Here is a 16,605-nt window from a genome sequence, read left to right as displayed (position 1 = left end):
CGTCAAATGCATTCGACGGATACGGATTGATCATTTCCATGCATGTACGCGACGTCGATCTGAACCTGTTCGTCGTGTTCGACGCGATCTATTCCGAGGGCGGCGTCAGCCGCGCCTGCTTCCGCCTCAACCTGACCCAGCCCGCGGTCAGCCATGCGCTGAGCCGGCTGCGCGCGATGTTCAACGATCCGCTGTTCGTGCGCCGCAACCACGTGATGACGCCGACCCCGCTGGCACGGCAGATCATCACCACGGTGCGTCAGGCGCTCAACGGCCTCGAGACGACGCTGACCCACACCCACCGGTTCGATCCGGCGCAGACGCCGAAGCGGTTCGTGATCGGACTGCGCAACAATCTCGAGGCGCCGATGCTGAGCGCGCTGATCAACCGCATCAGTACGGTGGCGCCGCTGGTCGAGATCGCCACCGTGCGCAGCGAGCGCAACAATCTCGAGCGCGAGCTTGCCGCCGGCACCCTCGACGTCGCGATCGATACGCTGTTGCCGCTGTCGGCGGAGGTGCGGCGCGAGCAGATCCTGACCGAGCATATCGCGGTGTTCGCGCGGCGCGGCCACCCCGAACTCGGCAGCCGGCTCGACAAGAAGGCTTATTTGCGCATGGAGCATGTCTGCGTGACGTCGCGGCGCAGCGGCCTGTCGTTCGAGGATTTTCAGCTCCAGCGCCTCGGCCTGACCCGCACTGTTCGCCTGACCTGTCAGAATTTCGCAACCGCCTGCCACGTCGTGAGCCGCAGCAACATGCTGCTGACCGCCTCGGAGAGCGCCGCCTCCGTGCTGGAAGATCCCGGGCTGCTGCAGTGCTTCCCCTGCCCGTTTCAGATCAGCCCGCACGTCAATTATCTCTACTGGCACGCCACCGCCGAGGACGACACCACCAATCAATGGCTGCGCGAGCAGCTGCGCGCGGCCGCGGCGCTGCTGGCCGGCAGCCAGTTCGGCCGCAGGAACGGGCGCGCGAAGATGCGGCCCCGCGTGGGATATCCGGCGCCGGCCGGCCTCGCCGCCGAATAGCCGCGTCAGCCCACCACGCGGATCGGGTCCGAGCCGTCCCAAGTCGCGGCCACGGTCCTGATCTTCTCGAAGAACCGTCCCTTCGATCCCGAGATGTCCGATATCTCGATCACGGTGCCGGCATGGCCGGCGGTGTCGAAATAGGCGAAGCGTCCCTTGGGGCCGCCGATCTGGCCTTCATGACCGACCGTGAAGCCTGCCGCGACGGCTCGGTCATAGAGCGACTGGTAGTCCGTGCTCCAGTACGACATGTGCTGCAGGCCCTCGCCGTGACGCGCCAGAAAATCCAGATACATCGACGGCGCGTCGTTGCGCTGTTGGATCAGCTCGATCTGCAGATCGCCGGAATTGGCCAGCGCGATCGACATCTCGACCGCGGAGGCCACGCCGCGATAGCGGAACCAATCGACCTTGACCGAGGGGATCAGGAAGAATGGCCCGACCCGCAGTGTCTCGGTCCAGAACTTCAGCGCCGCATCGATGTCGCGAACGACGTAGCCGTTCTGACAGACCTTGCCGAACAATGCACTCATGCGCCCTCCCCGCCGCTCACAAACCGCTGAGCCCGCTGTCGACCGCGAGCGTCTGCGCGGTGACATAGACACTTTCATCCGACATGAAGAACAGCACGGCATAGGCGATCTCCCAGGCCGTCGCCTGACGGCCGAACGGGATATGCCCTTTGCCGCGCGACGGACGGCCCGCGCCGGCCTCGCGGCCGTTCGGGGTGTCGACCAGCCCGGGATAGACCAGATTGGCGCGGATGCCGCGCCGCGCGCCGGCATGTGCGATGTTGCGCATCAGGCCGCCGAGCGCGGCCTTGGAGGAATCATAGACCGCCATCTGCGATCCGGCCTTCAGCGCCGCGATCGAGGAAATGAACACGATCGAGCCGCCGTCTTCGAATTTCGGCAAAGCGACGCGGCAGCACAGCATCGGGCCGCGGACATTGACGTCGTAGATCCTGTTCCATTCCTCCGCGCTGACATCGTCGAGTCCGGTCTTGCCGAAGGTACCGATGTTCAGCACGATGCCATCGAGCCCGCCCATCGTGCGATGAGCTTCATCAACCATCTTGATGACGTCGGCTTCCTTGGTGACATCGGCGGCGATCGCGAAAGCGCGGCCGCCATCATCAGCGATGCGCGCGACCGTGTCCTCGGCCGAGGCACGGTTGACGTCGGCGACCGCGACATGCGCACCCTCGCGCGCGAACAGCAGGCTCATGGCGCGGCCGTTGCCGATCGGATCGGTGGCGGCATCGAACACCCGCTGGCCGCCGCCGACCACGAGGATGCGGCGGCCGTTGAGACGTCCCCTGCCCGGCGCGGTACCCGACGATTCCGCGCTCAGCGGACGGACATAGCGCTCCGGTTTAGAGTCTTGCGAGTTCGCTTGCGAAATCTCCGACATCCAATTCAACCCCGCTTCTTGCCGCCCCCGTAGACCGCCATGCCGGCGGCCGGATCAAGATCGGTCTCGGTCGCCTCGGTCAGCCGCGCCATCATCATGTAGAAGCCGAGCGCGACGATCGCCTCGACGATCTCCTGATCGCTGAAATGCTCGCGCACCGCGGCAAAGGCGGTATCGCCGACGCGGACCTTCTCGACCACCTCGCGGCCGAAGCGAAGCAGCGCGCGCTCGGCTGCGTTGAGTGCAGCATCGTCGTAATCGCCGCGCTCGACGGCATCGATCTGCGCCTGGGTGACGCCGACACCGAGCGCGATCGGCACATGTTGCCGCCATTCGTAGGCGCCGCCCTCAAGCTGCGCGGCCTGCAGGATCAGGAGCTCGCGGTTGACCGCCGACAGCTTCTGCTTGTGCAGGATCGAATTGGCGAGCCGCATCGCCGGGATCATATTGGCCTCGGCATGGGCCATCATGCGGAAGATGTTGAGCTTGACCGGCATGCGGTCGAATGAGGCGCGGATCTCTCCGCTCGTCGTCTCCGGATCAATCAGGGGCAGCCTTGCCACGCGTGTCTCTCCCTTTTTGCTTGTTCGTTATTCTTGCCGTCGGTGCGACCAGCTAATGCACCGGGCCGACCGAGATCAAGCCGCCCGCGCGGGATTGCCCGAATTGCGGGGTTCAGCCATGCGGTTCCGCGCTTGAATCCGCATCCATGGGCGGGCATAAGGGCTGCCATCTCCCTTAAAAAATGGCCATAGCCCAAGGATTTACGATGCCCGCCTATCGCTCCCGCACCACCACCCACGGCCGCAACATGGCGGGTGCACGCGGCCTCTGGCGCGCCACCGGCATGAAGAACGAGGATTTCGGCAAGCCGATCATCGCGGTGGTCAATTCCTTCACCCAGTTCGTGCCCGGCCACGTCCATTTGCAGAATCTCGGCCAACTGGTCGCGCGCGAGATCGAGAAGGCCGGCGGGGTGGCAAAAGAGTTCAACACCATTGCGGTCGATGACGGCATCGCGATGGGCCATGACGGCATGCTGTACAGCCTGCCCTCGCGCGAGCTGATCGCCGACAGCGTCGAATACATGGTCAACGCGCATTGCGCCGACGCGATGGTCTGCATCTCCAACTGCGACAAGATCACGCCCGGCATGCTGATGGCGACGCTGCGGCTCAACATCCCGACCGTGTTCGTCTCGGGCGGACCGATGAAGTCGGGCAAGATCGTGCTCAAGGGCAAGAAGCGCGCGGTCGATCTGATCGACGCGATGGTCGCGGCCGCCGACTCCAACGTGTCGGACGAGGACGTCGCGGTGATCGAGCGCTCGGCCTGCCCAACCTGCGGCTCCTGCTCTGGCATGTTCACCGCGAACTCGATGAACTGCCTGACCGAGGCGCTCGGCCTCGCGCTGCCCGGCAACGGCTCGGTGCTGGCGACCCACGCCGACCGCAAGAGCCTGTTCGTCGAGGCCGGCCATCTGATCGTCGACCTCGCCCGCCGCTACTACGAGCAGGACGACGCCAAGGTGCTGCCGCGCAACATCGCGAACTTCAAGTCGTTCGAGAACGCGATGACGCTCGATATCGCGATGGGCGGCTCGACCAACACCGTGCTGCATCTGCTCGCCGCCGCGCGCGAGGGCGAAGTGCCGTTCACGATGACCGATATCGACCGCCTGTCACGCAAGGTGCCGGTGCTCTGCAAGGTCGCGCCCTCGGTGCAGGACGTCCACATGGAGGACGTGCATCACGCCGGCGGCATCATGGCGATCCTGGGCGAGCTCGACCGCGCCAAGCTGCTCACGACCGACGGGCCGACCGTGCATGCAGCAACGCTGGACGATGCGCTGAACCGCTGGGACATGGTGCGGACCACAAGCGACAAGGTACGCAACTTCTATTGCGCCGCGCCCGGCGGCGTGCCGACCCAGGAAGCCTTCAGCCAGGACCGCCGCTTCGACGAGGTCGATCTCGACCGCGCCAAGGGCTGCATCCGCGACGCCGCGCACGCCTATTCCAAGGACGGCGGCCTCGCCGTGCTGTTCGGCAACCTCGCCGAGGACGGCTGCATCGTGAAGACCGCCGGCGTCGACGAGAGCATTCTGAAGTTCTCCGGCCCGGCCCGCATCTTCGAGAGCCAGGACGCATCGGTCGAAGCCATCCTTGGCAACAAGGTGAAGGCCGGCGACGTCGTGCTGATCCGCTATGAGGGTCCGCGCGGCGGCCCGGGGATGCAGGAGATGCTGTACCCGACCAGCTATCTGAAGTCGAAAGGCCTCGGCAAGGCCTGCGCGCTGATCACCGACGGCCGCTTCTCCGGCGGATCGTCGGGCCTGTCGATCGGCCACGTCTCGCCGGAAGCCGCCGAAGGCGGCCTGATCGGCCTCGTCGAGGAAGGCGATATCATCGAGTTCGATATCCCGAACCGGAAGGTCAACCTCAAGGTCGACGATGCCGAGCTAAAGCACCGTCGCGCAGCGATGGAAGCCAAGGGCAACGCGGCCTGGAAGCCGGCAGCGCCACGCAAGCGCGCCGTCTCAACCGCGCTGAAGGCCTATGCGGCGTTCGCCAGCAGCGCGGCCAAGGGTGCGGTTCGCATCCTGCCGGAGTGATCAGGGCGAGCTGAGCTCGGTCGTTCACTTCGCAAGAGCGAGTTGGCTTCTCCTGTCATTGCGAGCGCAGCGAAGCAATCCATCTGTCCGCACATGCGGAACCATGGATTGCTTCGTCGCTTCAGCGCAAAATTGCTCTGCAATTTTGTCGCGAGCTCCTCGCAATGACGGCACCATTGGGTCGCGCCCCAAACTCCCACAGGGAGAGGTCGGATGCCGCCACACGCGGTCCATCTGGTTCAGGCGTGGAGGTCGGCCGCCTCGATCCGGATGCGGTCGGCATGCAGTGACCAGTCGCACAGCGATTGCTCCTGGCAAAACTTGACCTTGGCCATCTCGGTGGCCTGGCCCTCGCTCGAGGCGTCGATCTCAAGCGCACCCTGGCAAACCTCGCGCTCGCGGCCATTGCCGCCGAGCACGTCTTTCATGAAATGAACGACGAAGCGTGACATGGAACCCTCCCTGCTGCACCGGCAGAGCCCGGGGGTACCACGCTAGCACTAACACGAAAGGGTAGTGAGTTAATTCGGCTGATACGCGTGCGACTGTTCGCAGCGGGAAGCTACGCGCCGGCCTGGGGCAGGCTGGCGGCGGCAATCGCGACGATCTGCGCAAGACGGCGGCCGATCCTGGCGGGCGCGTTGCGGAGCAATGACTGGACCTGTCGCATGAACGTCTTCCTTCCGTGCCCGGAATGGTCGGACACAGACGGAAAATGGCGATTTCGGGCTAAGCCGTCGATATCTCAGGGAAAATAACAACCGACGTGTTGCGAGGCGGTCGTTCGGCAGTGGGTTTATTGCCTCGATCGAGGCTGCAACGAAGGAGATTTTCTCCGGTGTTTTTGCCCGCGCAACAACGCTCGCACGGCTGGCCGCTTGTGCGAGGGACGCACCGGCGGAAGAGTTCCGTTCCGCGCTTGCAGGTATTCTCCCCCGCAAAGCCCAGCGCTTGCACGATTTCTGAATATTGGAAATGTACCCCTGAGTTGCCCGACGCGTCAAGATGCCTGCTCGAACAGATGCCTGCTCGAACGCCGACAGCCGCCAGCTCCTTTGCATGGGGTTGTTTTCGATATTTTTGGCCGCGCGCAGCCGCGGCCCCCGCTGGGGAAGGCCCGACCCTACCCCGGCATGAACCCGAACGCCTTCTCGAACCGTCTTGCGTAGACCGGCCAGACCTCGGGATTGATGATGCGCGGCGGGCGCTTGCCGTCGAGGGCATCGAGGATCTGCTCGGCGGCGATCCGGCTCATGTTGATGCGCGCCTCGCGGGTGACGCCGGCGGTGTGCGGGCTCGCCAGCACATTGTCGAACTGCAGCAGCGGATGATCCGGCGGCGGCGGCTCCTTGTCCCAGACGTCGAGGCCCGCACCCGCGATTCGCTTTTCACGTAGTGCCTCTTCCAATGCCTTCTCGTCGTGGATGAAGCCGCGCGCGGTGGTGACGAAATAGGCGTGCGGCTGCATCAGCGCGAACTGGCGCGCGCCGATCATGCCGCGGCTGTTCTTGTCCAGCGGACACGAGATCGAAACAAAGTCGGCGCGACTCAGGAGATCGTCGAGCTCGACCTTCTCCCCGCCCCGCTTCGCCATCTCATCCGCCGTGAGATAGGGATCGTAGGCGATCACCTTCATGTGCAGGAGGCCCCTGCACAGCTCGGCGATGCGGCGGCCGACATTGCCGAGACCGACGATGCCGACGGTCTTCTCCTTCAGCTCGTTGCCAATCAGGTCGTTGCGGTTGACATTGGCCTCGCGCCGCAGCCTGCGGTCGGACTGGATGATCCGCTTCGACAGCGTCAGCATCATGCCGAGCGCGTGTTCGGCGACCGAATTGGCGTTGCCGCCGGACTGGTTGACGACAAGCACGCCCGCCGCGGTGCAGGCATCGACATCGACGGGATCGAAGCCGGCACCATTCGACGACACGATCAGAAGATTCGGCGCACGCTTCAACAGCTCGGCGTGGGCATGGAAATGCGGCGCCAGCTCATCGCGCGCCGCGCCGATCTGATAGGCATGCGCGTCGGCAAGAACCGGCGCGAACGTCGCCTCCGGCGTCTCGTTCTCGAGACGATCGAGCCGAACGTCCGGCCGCTTCTTCAGGATATCGACGTAGATCTCGTGGGCGAGGTATTTGACGTAGAACACGCGCTTGTTGTTGACGGTCATGTCTTCGAGCAGCTTTCAGTTTGGGAAGCCATAGAGTTCGTGCGGGATTGTCGACGAGGATACGGTGCCGGGTCGCCGCATCCGGCGTCCAGTTCTGGAACAGCGTCAGCAGATGGCCGGCGTCGGGCATTTCGCCTTCGACCCGCGGATGCGGCCAGTCGCCGCCCCACACCAGCCGTTCAGGATTGGCTGCGACCAGCGCTTCGTGGAACGGCCGCGCATCGGGATAATCGGGCGCCCGCCGGCTCAGGCGATGCGCGCCCGAGAGCTTGGCCCAGCACCAGCCTTCGTCCACCGCACGCAGCAGGCTCTGAAAGCCCGCGGTGTTGATGCCGGCGGCAGCATCGGTGCGGCCCATGTGATCGACCACGACCGGCAACCCGAGCGCCTTCAGCGTCGGGATCGTGTCAGGCAAATCCTTCACATCGATCCAGAGCTGCAGATGCCAGCCGAGTTCGGCCATCACGCCCGCGTGCGTCTCGGCAACGTTCAAGGGAATGCCGCCGCGATAGTGCAACTGCCCGCCGCGGAAGAAATGATTGAAGCGCAGGCCGCGGACGCCGAGCACATGCCATTGCCGCAGCGTGCCCGCCGCCACATCGGCATCGGCCACCGCGACGCCGCGCAGCCGCGCCGGCTCACGCTGCAGCGCGTCCAGCATCGCGGAATTGTCGCGGCCATGCGCGCTGCCCTGCACCAGCACGCCGCGGGCGAAACCGAGCGCGTCGAGCATGCCGAGATAGGTCGCGAGCGGCGCGTCCGGCGGCGTGTAGCTGCGATCGCCGGCATAGGGAAAGCGGTCAGCCGGGCCGAACACATGCGCATGCGTATCGCAGGCCTTCGGCGGCAGCTTGTCTCTGGGCGGCGTCACCGGACGCGGCGGCAGGCAGGCGGGAATTTTTGACGCGGCCATCGTCTACTCCGCCTTCATGCCGGCGGCCTTGATGATCGGCCCCCACTTGTCGTAGTCGGCCTTGATCTTGGCGGCGAACTTGTCCGGCGTGGAGCCGATCGGGATCGCACCGAGCTTGCCGAGCCGCTCCTTCACGGCATCGGTGTTCACGGCCGCGACGAAATCATGCGAGATCTTGGCGACGAGGTCGGCCGGCATGTTGCCGGGCCCGAGCAGCCCCCACCACACCTCGGTGTCGTAGCCCGGCACGGTCTCCGACATGCTGGGCACGTCAGGCAGGAACGGCGCACGCGAGCCGGTCGTCACCGCCAGCGCGCGAACCGTGCCGGCCTGCAGCTGCCCGACCGATTCCGGTCCGTTGTTGAACGACAGCGGAATTTGCCCGCCGAGCAGATCGTTGATCGCGGGCGCGCCGCCCTTGTAGGGGATCGCACTGATCTCGATCTTGGCGAGATTGTTGAGCAGCTCGCCGGCCAGATGGGTCGAGGTGCCGTTGCCGGCATGGGCGAAGGAGAGACTGCCGGGCTTCGCCTTCGCCGCAGCGATGACGTCGGCGACCGATTTGAACGGCGAATCCGCGCGCACCAGCAGCACGTTCGGCGACGACGCCAAGAGCGAGATCGGCGAGAAATCCTTGAAGGTGTCGTAGGGCAGCTTTGGATAAAGGAACGGATTGGTGGCATGGCCGCTCGCCACCATGATCAGATTGTAACCGTCGGGCGCGGAGGTCGCGATCGCCTGCGAGGCGATCACCCCGCCGGCGCCGGGCCGGTTCTCGACCACGATCGACTGCGTCCAGCTCTTCGACACCGCTTCGGCGAGCGTCCGCGTCAGCACATCGACGCCGCCGCCGGGCGGATAGGGAACGAGAATATGAACGGCCTTGGCCGGGAACGGCTGCGCGGACGCAAGGCCGGCCACAACCATGGCCGCTGCCGCAATGGCGGTCCGCCAGACCCATCCGGCCATCGACGCCTCCCGTCCCTTGATCGCTACCGTCCCTTTTTCGTTACGCCTGTATCGCACGTTGGTCCGGCGCTGCGATGGCCGAATTCCGCAGATCGCGTTGCGGCCGCGACATGTTGACAATCGCAGGCACCGCGTCAAGTTTCGTGCGGCAAGCGGCCACCAGCGTCGCGCGAGCAGGGAGAACAGGATGGCGGCCGCGGAACAAGCCTCGTCCCAGAAGTCAGCGACCACCTGGCACGGCATCGTGCTGCAGACGCTGAAGCGGAACGAGATCAAGCTCGTGCCCTACGTGCCCGACCGGGTGCTGACCACGCTGATCAAGGACCTGCACGCCGATCCCTATTTCACGACGTTTCCGACCGCGCGCGAGGAAGAAGCGGTCGGCATCGTCTCCGGTGCCTGGATGGCGGGAACGCGCGGCGCGGTGCTGATGCAAACCTCGGGCTTTGCCACGCTGGCCAATGTGCTGGCCTCGCTCGCGGTGCCCTACCAGATCCCGCTGATCATGTTCGTCTCCGAGCGCGGCACGCTCGGCGAGTTCAACTACGGCCAGGCGCTGGTCTGCCGCACCATGCGCCCGGTGCTGGATTCGCTGGCCATGGAGCATCACACCATCACCCGGCTCGACGAACTCGAATTCATCGCCGACCGCTCGATCAAGCAGGCCGTCACCACCCAGGCGCCGGTGGCGCTGATCCTCTCGCCGCTGCTCACCGGCGGCAAGACCTTCGACAAGTGAGATCAGCCATGACCAGCCCCCCCGCGCGCAACACCAAGGTGATGAACCGCTTCGAGCTCACCCAGCGCCTCGTCGCCGGGCTCAAGGACGAAGCCGTGATCGGCGGCATCGGCAACACCAATTTCGACCTCTGGGCCGCCGGCCATCGCCCGCAGAATTTTACATGCTGGGCAGCATGGGACTCGCGTTTCCGATCGCGCTCGGCGTCGCGCTGGCGCAGCCGAACCGGCGCGTGTTCGCGCTCGAAGGCGACGGCTCGCTGCTGATGCAGCTCGGCTGCCTCTCGACCATCGCGACGCTGGCGCCGAAGAATCTCACCATGGTGGTGATGGACAACGGCATCTACCAGATCACGGGCAGCCAGCCGACGCCGGCCGCCCGCCATACCGATATCGTTCAGGTCGCAATCGCCAGCGGCCTTGCCAACAGCTCCTGGGCCGCCGACGAGGACGATTTCGAGCGGCTGATCGAGCAGTCGAAACAGGCGCCCGGCCCGACCCTGATCGGCGTCCGCATCGACGACAAGCCCGGCACCGGCACCACCCGCCGCGACCCCGTGCAGATCCGCGAGCGGTTTATGCATGGGATGGGGGTGAGGCAGCTGCTCTAGATAAGAAGGCGCCTGCGACCGACGCATCCGTCATTGCGAGGAGCTCGCGACAAAATTGCAGAGCAATCTTGCGCTGAAGCGACGAAGCAATCCATGCATCCGCGCATGCGGCTGGATGGATTGCTTCGCTGCGCTCGCAATGACGGCTGTGGCCACTCAATTCAACCTCAACTCCGTGATGTGCCGCGGATCCGGCGCGAGCTCGCCGCGTTCGACGCGCTTGACGACGTCGGTCAGCGCGGCGTTGGCGTTGCACACGATGCCGAGCTTCTCGCCTTCGCGGACCACGAGGCCGTTCAGGAATTCGATCTCGGTGCGGCGGCCCTTCTGCATGTCCTGGCCCATCGAGGGGCGCTGCGCCGACGAGGTGCGCTTGGCATCCTTGAAGCGCTGCTCGTCGCAGGCGCGCGTCGCGGCCTCGTCGCCCTCGCCGGCGCGGGCGATGGTCTCGGGCGGCAGATGCAGGATCTCCTCCAGCTGATAGCCCTGCGCCTGGCCGACGCGGATCGCCTCGCTGCCGAGCCGGGTCGAGAAGCGGCGCAACGGCTCGCTTTGCAGCACCTCGCCGCCCGCCAGACCGGTGCAGGCCGAGAGCCCGTTGCCCATGACGTTGGCGACGAGCTTGGACCAGCGCTCGCCCCAGAGATTGGAGGTCACCTTGGCGCTGTCGGAATAACCGACCAGGCGGCAGACTTCCTCCGCCCGCGCGGTGATGCGGCCATGCACCTCGCCGGCGCGAAACACGGTGTGCGCTGCGCCGCCCTTGCCGGCGCCGCGGTGGATGTGGCCGGGCTCGGGCAGATTGACGGTGATGCTGCTTGCGATGCAGCCAAGCGTCTTGCCCCAGCCGACGATGCCGGCGATGGTCTCCTCGTTCATGCAGTTCTGCAGCGACACGACGTAGCCGTCCGCCGCCAGATATTGCCGGATCAGCATGGTGGCCCAGTCGGTGTCGTAGGACTTCATGCAGACGAAGGCGATGTCGACCGGTTTCTCTTTCGCCAGCTGCTGCGCGTCGGTGACATCAAGCGCGCGCACCGGCACCGAGAATTCCGCGACGTCCATCGCGTGCGTGACGCGCAGTCCGTGCTTGCGCATGTGCTCGACATGCGCGGGCCAGGGATCGATGAAGGTGACGTCCTCTCCCGCCTGCACCATATGCGCACCGGCGTAGCCGCCGACAGCGCCCGCGCCGACGATCGCGATCTTCCGAGCCATGTCTCCATCCCCTGCTCTTGATTGAGACGAACGCTGGCTGCGTCCATCCGTTGCGGATCAGTCTAGGGGATCGCAGCGTCAGGCCAACCGGTCGCTTCATGAAAAAAGCTGGGCGGTGCCATGCCGGTATTCATGGGACCCAAGAAAATCGGACCAAGAAAATCCCCGCGGGCGATGGGCCCGCGAGGATGTCATTTCCTTGCTTTCGTCATTGCGAGCGTAGCGAAGCAATCCATGCTTCAGCATACGCGGCGCGACGGATTGCTTCGTCGCTTCAGCGCAAAATTGCTTGCAATTTTGTCGCGAGCTGCTCGCAATGACGGTGGAACTGGCGCGATCACGCGATCAGTCGATGATCTTGACGATCCGGCGGGTACGCGGCTCCACGATCACGCGGCGATCATTGACGACGGCGTAGCGATACTCGGTGTAGCGCGGCACCGGACGCAGCACGACGGTGTCGGGCAGCGGCTCGCCGACCACGATGCGTTCACGCACCACCACCGACGGCTCGCTGCGCGGGATCGAGGTGATCACCGCATTCGGGATCTCGAGGCCGGCGCCGACCGCAGCACCCACCGTGCCGCCGACGATCTCGCCGACAGGGCCCGCGATTTCGCCACCGGCCCGCGCGCCGTTCGCGGCACCCGCCGCGGTCGTGGACTGCGCGAAGGCCGAGCCGGACGCGAGCAGCGACGCAGCAGCGACAAGGGACACAGCAAAACGCTTGTTCATGATTCTCCTCCTCCGAATTGATCGATGCCCCCTCAACATCGCAAGCAACGAGAACGTTCCAGTTCCAACGCTGCAACCCGCGTAACTCCAGTTCCGCGCACAATTCGCTTGATTCCGGCGCGAACGAAAATGCTACTCCGAACAACCTTCGAAGCAGCATTCATCCTGGGTTCAGATTCAGAGATCGTGCAGAACAGAGCGCGCGGCGCGCCGTTCATTCCGACGGCTTTTGATCGGCTCGCCGTCTCGGAGCTCGCCGTCTCGGCGGCGGTACAGCCGCTGGCTTGATGCGGATTCGCATCGTCCCGCCCTTCGACTCGATCTCGAAAGCGTTGGTCCTGCGCACCAGTTCGCCGAGGGTGCGGAAGCCGTAGGTCCTCTGATCAAAATCCGACGCGAAATTGGCCAGCTGCCGTCCGACCTCGCCAAGCGTGACCCAGCCGTCTTCGCTCGCCATCTGGCTGATGACCTTCTTGATGATCGGCGTGGCAGCCTCCGGCGGCTGCAACGGCTGCGCCCGCACGGCGGCATCCTGATTGCTCGGCGCGCCGCCGCGCAGATTCTCGGTGTAGACGAACCGGCGGCAGGCCTGCCGAAAACTCTCCGGCGTCTTCTGCTCGCCGAACCCGAACACGTCGATGCCGTGCTCGCGGATGCGGGCGGCAAGCCGGATGAAATCGCTGTCCGACGACACCAGGCAGAAGCCGTCGAAACGGCCACTGTGCAGCAGGTCCATGGCGTCGATCACCAAAGTGATGTCGGATGCATTCTTCCCGGTCGTATACGCGAATTGCTGTTGTGGAATAATGGCGTGCTTCGACAGGATGTCGGCCCAGCCCTTGGACCTGGGATTGGAGAAGTCGCCGTAGATCCGGCGCACGCTGGCCTCGCCGATCTTGGCGATCTCCTCGAACAGCCCATCGGCGATCTTTGCAGATGCGTTGTCGGCGTCGATCAGGACAGCCAGACGCGGCGAACGGAGTTCGGAAGGCATGGCATTTCTCGGCTGGGACAGGATGAATGGACAATTCCGCAGACAGCTGCGGAACCGGCGCAGCTGCCGTATCGGAGCACATCGCGCGTCCCAAGCATAGGCGGCATCGCCAAGACGTCGCGGCGATGCCAGCCTTGAGGCGGCGAGGTCAGATCACCTCGCCCAAGTCGATCGCCCGCCTGGCGAACTCGATGGCCTTCTCGGCGGTGATCGCGTCCGCTGTGGTCGTCGCCTCGTCGCGCACCGACGGCGGCGAAGCGATCCGGATCTTCTTGCCGTTCGAACGGCGGATGGTCGCGCGCCAGCGATCGACATCGCGCCGGTAGGCATCGATGACAAAATCCCGATAGCTGACGCCGCTCATCAGCGGCTGAATCGATGCCGCTTCGACAGTGAGCGGCCGGCTTGCGATGTCGCGCACCATCTCGACAATGGTCTCGACGGCATGCTCACGCGCGACGCCGGTCGCGTCCCTGAGCAGATAGTTCACCGCCGCGCCGATCTGCGCCCTCGCGCGATCGTCGCTCGCAAAATCCAGATCGGCCTGAACTGACATATGGGGAAGACGCCTCCGCCCGACGCAACATCGGATACCTCCAGGCATCCGGCACCTTGCAACCACGTGACGTTTAGTCGACTCCCCATTAAAGCCGGATTATCCGTTAGCCCCCGATTTCTCGGATGCCGTTAACCGGCTCTTGATGCCGCTTCGCAGGATGCCCGACGCGGCAGGGATGGTCGACCAGATCACGGAAGGACCGGGCTACGCGCCGATGTGTTCGCGGCCTCACCCGCTGCCGCAGCCCGGTCGCGCCGCCAATTTGCGCGTGATCAGCAATTGACATATCACTGCTATCCGTGTGACATTTTATTAAAAGGGGCCGACAAGAGCCCATCAATGTCCACTTGGGGAGGCAGCAATGACCATTTCCGACGTCACCGCAGCAGCCGAAAGCCGGGCCCCGGCCGTTGCGCGAACCGCGCAGGCGCAGCAGGTCGCCGACATCGCAGCGCGGCTCGAACGCCTGCCGCTGACCTCCTATCAGCGCTGGATCTTCGGAATCATCGCGACAGCATGGTTTTTCGACAGCATGGACCTGGCCGCGCTCACCTTCGTGCTCGGTTCGATCCGCCAGACCTTCGGCCTGTCGACGGCGGAAGCCGGGCTGCTGTCCAGCATGAGCTTCCTCGGCATGTTCGCGGGCGCCGCGTGCGCCGGCCTGCTCGCCGACCGTTTCGGCCGCGCCCGCGTCTTCCAGGTCAGCATGATCTTCTGGGGCTTGGGCAGCCTGTGCTGCGGTCTGTCCACCACGGCGACCGCGCTCGGTGCGTCCCGCCTGCTGCTCGGCTTCGGCATGGGCATGGAGTTTCCGGTCGCGCAGTCGATGGTCTCGGAGATCATGCCGGCGCGCAACCGCGGCCGCTACATCGCGTTCCTCGAAGGATTCTGGCCGCTCGGCTTCATCGCGTCGGGCTTGTTGACCTACTTCGTGCTGCAGGTCGCCGACTGGCGCTGGGTCTTCATCCTGCAGGCAATCCCGGCCGTGTTCGTGCTGGTGGTGCGCCGCTTCGTTCCGGAATCGCCGCGCTGGCTTGCGTCCCACGGTTATTCGGAGCGGGCCGAAGCGACCGTGCGCGACATCGAATCCAGGGTCCGCGACCGTCTCGGCGGCAAGGAGCTGCCGCCGGTGGTGCGCCAGGTGGCCGCCCCCGCGTCCGAAGTGACCGGCCTGAGAACGCTGTTTTCGGGCATCTATGCCAAGCGGACCACGATGTTGTGGACCCTGTGGTTCTTCGCGCTGCTCGGCTTCTACGGCCTGACCACGTGGCTCGGCGCGCTGCTGCAGGCCAAGGGCTTCCCGATCACCAAATCGGTGTTCTACACCATCCTGATCTCGCTCGCGGGGATTCCCGGCTTCCTGGTCTCGGCGTGGCTCGTCGAATCCTGGGGCCGCAAGGCGACGCTGGTGATGAACCTGCTCTGCGGCGCGATCGCCTGCCATTTCTACGGCTCGGCGGCGGACCAGACCCAGCTCATCATTGCCGGCCTCTGCATGCAATTCTTCCTGTTCGGCATGTGGTCGGCGCTCTACGCCTATACGCCCGAACTGTACCCGACCCATGTCCGCGCCACCGGAACGGGCTTTGCCTCCGCGGTCGGCCGAATCGGTTCGCTGATCGGCCCCTATGTGATCGGCGTGATCCTGCCGGCGGCCGGACAAGGCGGCGTGTTTGCGCTCGGCGCCGGCGCGTTCGTGGTGGCGGCGCTTGCGGTGCTGTTGCTCGGCGAGGAAACCCGCGGCCGGACGCTGGAAAGCATTTCGCACTGATGGGCGCGCGGCGCGCCGTCCGGTTCGGCGCGGCGCCGATCGACCGGCCTTGTCATTGCCATCGGGCGTGTGAGATATCTGCTGTACAGCAGCACTCACGATCCTGATGGTAAATTCGAGCAAACGATCCAGCACGGTGCGCGCGCGCACAGCAGGGAGCCGCCGGCCGGCACGGCAATCGTCCGCCGCCGGAGACAAGCCGCGCGGTTCCGCGCCGGCCCCTCTCCCGCAAAGCGACGTCACGCTCACCGATCGCGCCTATGCCGAACTGGAAGAGCTGATCGTGACGCTGCAACTGCCGCCGGGCACCGCGCTCTCCGAGCTCGTGCTCGCCAAGCGGCTCAACATCGGCCGAACCCCGATCCGCGAAGCCTTGCAGCGCCTGTCGCGCGACGGCCTCGTCAACATCCTGGCCCGCCGCGGCGTGCTGGTGTCCGAGATTGACCTCAGGGCCCAGCTGCGCCTGCTCGAAGTCCGGCGCGAGCTGGAACGGCTGATGGCGCGCGGCGCCGCCGAGCGCGCCACCAGCGAGCAGCGCACCCAGTTCTCCGAGATCGCCGCCGGCATGCGGCGCGCGGCGGAGAAATCCGACGACCTGCTGTTCATGCGGCTGGATCACCAGTTCAACACCCTGATCTCCGCGGCGTCGCGCAACGAGTTCGCCTCCCGCGCCATGGGCCTGATGCACGGCCTGTCGCGCCGGTTCTGGTACCAGCATTACAAGGAAGCGGCCGATCTGCCGCTCGCGGCGCGGCTGCATGCCGACGTCGCCGAAGCCGTCGCCGAGCGCCGCGTCGACGCCGCGGGCGCGGCGTCCGACAGCCTGATCGACTACATCGAGAGTTTTGCACGTTCGACGCTGTAAC

At 65.4% G+C, this 16,605-nt stretch carries 16 protein-coding genes and 1 pseudogene; 6 read left to right on the top strand and 11 right to left on the bottom strand.

Features of this window, described 5'->3' with window-relative positions; genetic code table 11:
* Window positions 1–38: 38 nt before the first annotated feature.
* On the top strand, window positions 39–1,031 hold the full coding sequence (locus ACSKB9_RS39195; RefSeq protein ID WP_438079662.1) for a LysR family transcriptional regulator: 993 nt from the start codon (window positions 39–41) through the stop codon (window positions 1,029–1,031).
* Between the two features lie 5 nt (window positions 1,032–1,036).
* On the opposite strand, the gene ACSKB9_RS39190 is transcribed toward ACSKB9_RS39195, so the two are convergent.
* Genes ACSKB9_RS39190 through ACSKB9_RS39180 form a run of 3 tightly spaced genes read right to left on the bottom strand, consistent with a single transcriptional unit; the run spans window position 1,037 to window position 3,007 of the window.
* A complete protein-coding gene (locus ACSKB9_RS39190; protein ID WP_438079661.1) occupies window positions 1,037–1,564 on the bottom strand; it encodes a VOC family protein in 528 nt (175 codons plus the stop codon).
* Window positions 1,565–1,580: 16 nt separating this feature from the next.
* The gene (locus tag ACSKB9_RS39185; RefSeq protein ID WP_438079660.1) at window positions 1,581–2,444 is read right to left on the bottom strand and encodes an SDR family NAD(P)-dependent oxidoreductase; all 864 of its coding nucleotides are present in this window, start codon (window positions 2,442–2,444) and stop codon (window positions 1,581–1,583) included.
* 5 nt (window positions 2,445–2,449) lie between these two features.
* Window positions 2,450–3,007: a carboxymuconolactone decarboxylase family protein gene (locus ACSKB9_RS39180; protein ID WP_438079659.1), complete on the bottom strand. Its 558-nt coding sequence runs from the start codon at window positions 3,005–3,007 to the stop codon at window positions 2,450–2,452.
* Window positions 3,008–3,213: 206 nt separating this feature from the next.
* Here ACSKB9_RS39180 and ilvD point away from each other — a divergent pair, with 206 nt between their 5' ends.
* Window positions 3,214–5,058, top strand: a complete 1,845-nt coding sequence (gene ilvD / locus ACSKB9_RS39175; RefSeq protein WP_438079658.1) for a dihydroxy-acid dehydratase — start codon at window positions 3,214–3,216, stop codon at window positions 5,056–5,058.
* Window positions 5,059–5,297: 239 nt separating this feature from the next.
* Here the strand turns inward: ilvD and ACSKB9_RS39170 are convergent, their stop codons facing one another.
* The 4 genes from ACSKB9_RS39170 to ACSKB9_RS39155 form a co-directional block, all read right to left on the bottom strand.
* Complete coding sequence (locus tag ACSKB9_RS39170; RefSeq protein WP_028345217.1) at window positions 5,298–5,510, bottom strand: hypothetical protein; 213 nt, start codon at window positions 5,508–5,510, stop codon at window positions 5,298–5,300.
* A 671-nt stretch (window positions 5,511–6,181) separates the two neighbouring features.
* Window positions 6,182–7,165, bottom strand: a complete 984-nt coding sequence (locus ACSKB9_RS39165; protein WP_438080588.1) for a hydroxyacid dehydrogenase — start codon at window positions 7,163–7,165, stop codon at window positions 6,182–6,184.
* Window positions 7,050–8,144 carry an amidohydrolase family protein gene (locus ACSKB9_RS39160; RefSeq protein ID WP_438079657.1) on the bottom strand — a complete coding sequence of 365 codons (1,095 nt, stop codon included), beginning with the start codon at window positions 8,142–8,144 and terminating at the stop codon, window positions 7,050–7,052. Before ACSKB9_RS39160 ends, ACSKB9_RS39165 begins: the two co-directional genes overlap by 116 nt.
* Window positions 8,145–8,147: 3 nt before the next feature.
* Window positions 8,148–9,113, bottom strand: a complete 966-nt coding sequence (locus ACSKB9_RS39155; RefSeq protein WP_438079656.1) for a Bug family tripartite tricarboxylate transporter substrate binding protein — start codon at window positions 9,111–9,113, stop codon at window positions 8,148–8,150.
* Window positions 9,114–9,300: 187 nt separating this feature from the next.
* Between ACSKB9_RS39155 and ACSKB9_RS39150 the strand changes: the two genes are divergently transcribed.
* Complete coding sequence (locus ACSKB9_RS39150) at window positions 9,301–9,852, top strand: thiamine pyrophosphate-binding protein (RefSeq protein WP_225163691.1); 552 nt, start codon at window positions 9,301–9,303, stop codon at window positions 9,850–9,852.
* An 8-nt stretch (window positions 9,853–9,860) separates the two neighbouring features.
* A pseudogene (locus ACSKB9_RS39145) lies at window positions 9,861–10,462 on the top strand (thiamine pyrophosphate-dependent enzyme).
* Between the two features lie 156 nt (window positions 10,463–10,618).
* On the opposite strand, the gene ACSKB9_RS39140 reads toward ACSKB9_RS39145, so the two are convergent.
* From ACSKB9_RS39140 to ACSKB9_RS39125, 4 genes are all read right to left on the bottom strand, one after another.
* Window positions 10,619–11,680, bottom strand: a complete 1,062-nt coding sequence (locus ACSKB9_RS39140; protein WP_438079655.1) for a ketopantoate reductase family protein — start codon at window positions 11,678–11,680, stop codon at window positions 10,619–10,621.
* Window positions 11,681–12,025: 345 nt separating this feature from the next.
* On the bottom strand, window positions 12,026–12,415 hold the full coding sequence (locus ACSKB9_RS39135; protein ID WP_438079654.1) for a DUF1236 domain-containing protein: 390 nt from the start codon (window positions 12,413–12,415) through the stop codon (window positions 12,026–12,028).
* A gap of 214 nt (window positions 12,416–12,629) precedes the next feature.
* Window positions 12,630–13,409, bottom strand: a complete 780-nt coding sequence (locus ACSKB9_RS39130) for an NYN domain-containing protein (RefSeq protein WP_438079653.1) — start codon at window positions 13,407–13,409, stop codon at window positions 12,630–12,632.
* Window positions 13,410–13,557: 148 nt separating this feature from the next.
* Window positions 13,558–13,965: a hypothetical protein gene (locus ACSKB9_RS39125; RefSeq protein WP_253609453.1), complete on the bottom strand. Its 408-nt coding sequence runs from the start codon at window positions 13,963–13,965 to the stop codon at window positions 13,558–13,560.
* A gap of 364 nt (window positions 13,966–14,329) precedes the next feature.
* Between ACSKB9_RS39125 and ACSKB9_RS39120 the strand changes: the two genes are divergently transcribed.
* Together ACSKB9_RS39120 and ACSKB9_RS39115 are read left to right on the top strand one after the other, a co-directional pair.
* The gene (locus tag ACSKB9_RS39120; protein ID WP_438079652.1) at window positions 14,330–15,739 is read left to right on the top strand and encodes an MFS transporter; all 1,410 of its coding nucleotides are present in this window, start codon (window positions 14,330–14,332) and stop codon (window positions 15,737–15,739) included.
* Between the two features lie 106 nt (window positions 15,740–15,845).
* Window positions 15,846–16,604 carry a GntR family transcriptional regulator gene (locus ACSKB9_RS39115; protein ID WP_157345981.1) on the top strand — a complete coding sequence of 253 codons (759 nt, stop codon included), beginning with the start codon at window positions 15,846–15,848 and terminating at the stop codon, window positions 16,602–16,604.
* Window position 16,605 lies beyond the last annotated feature (1 nt).

Source organism: Bradyrhizobium sp. BR 1433 (genome assembly GCF_051547665.1).
Classification (GTDB): domain Bacteria; phylum Pseudomonadota; class Alphaproteobacteria; order Rhizobiales; family Xanthobacteraceae; genus Bradyrhizobium; species Bradyrhizobium australafricanum.
Note: the sequence above shows the minus strand (reverse complement) of the source record. Positions and strands in the feature narration are given on the sequence as shown.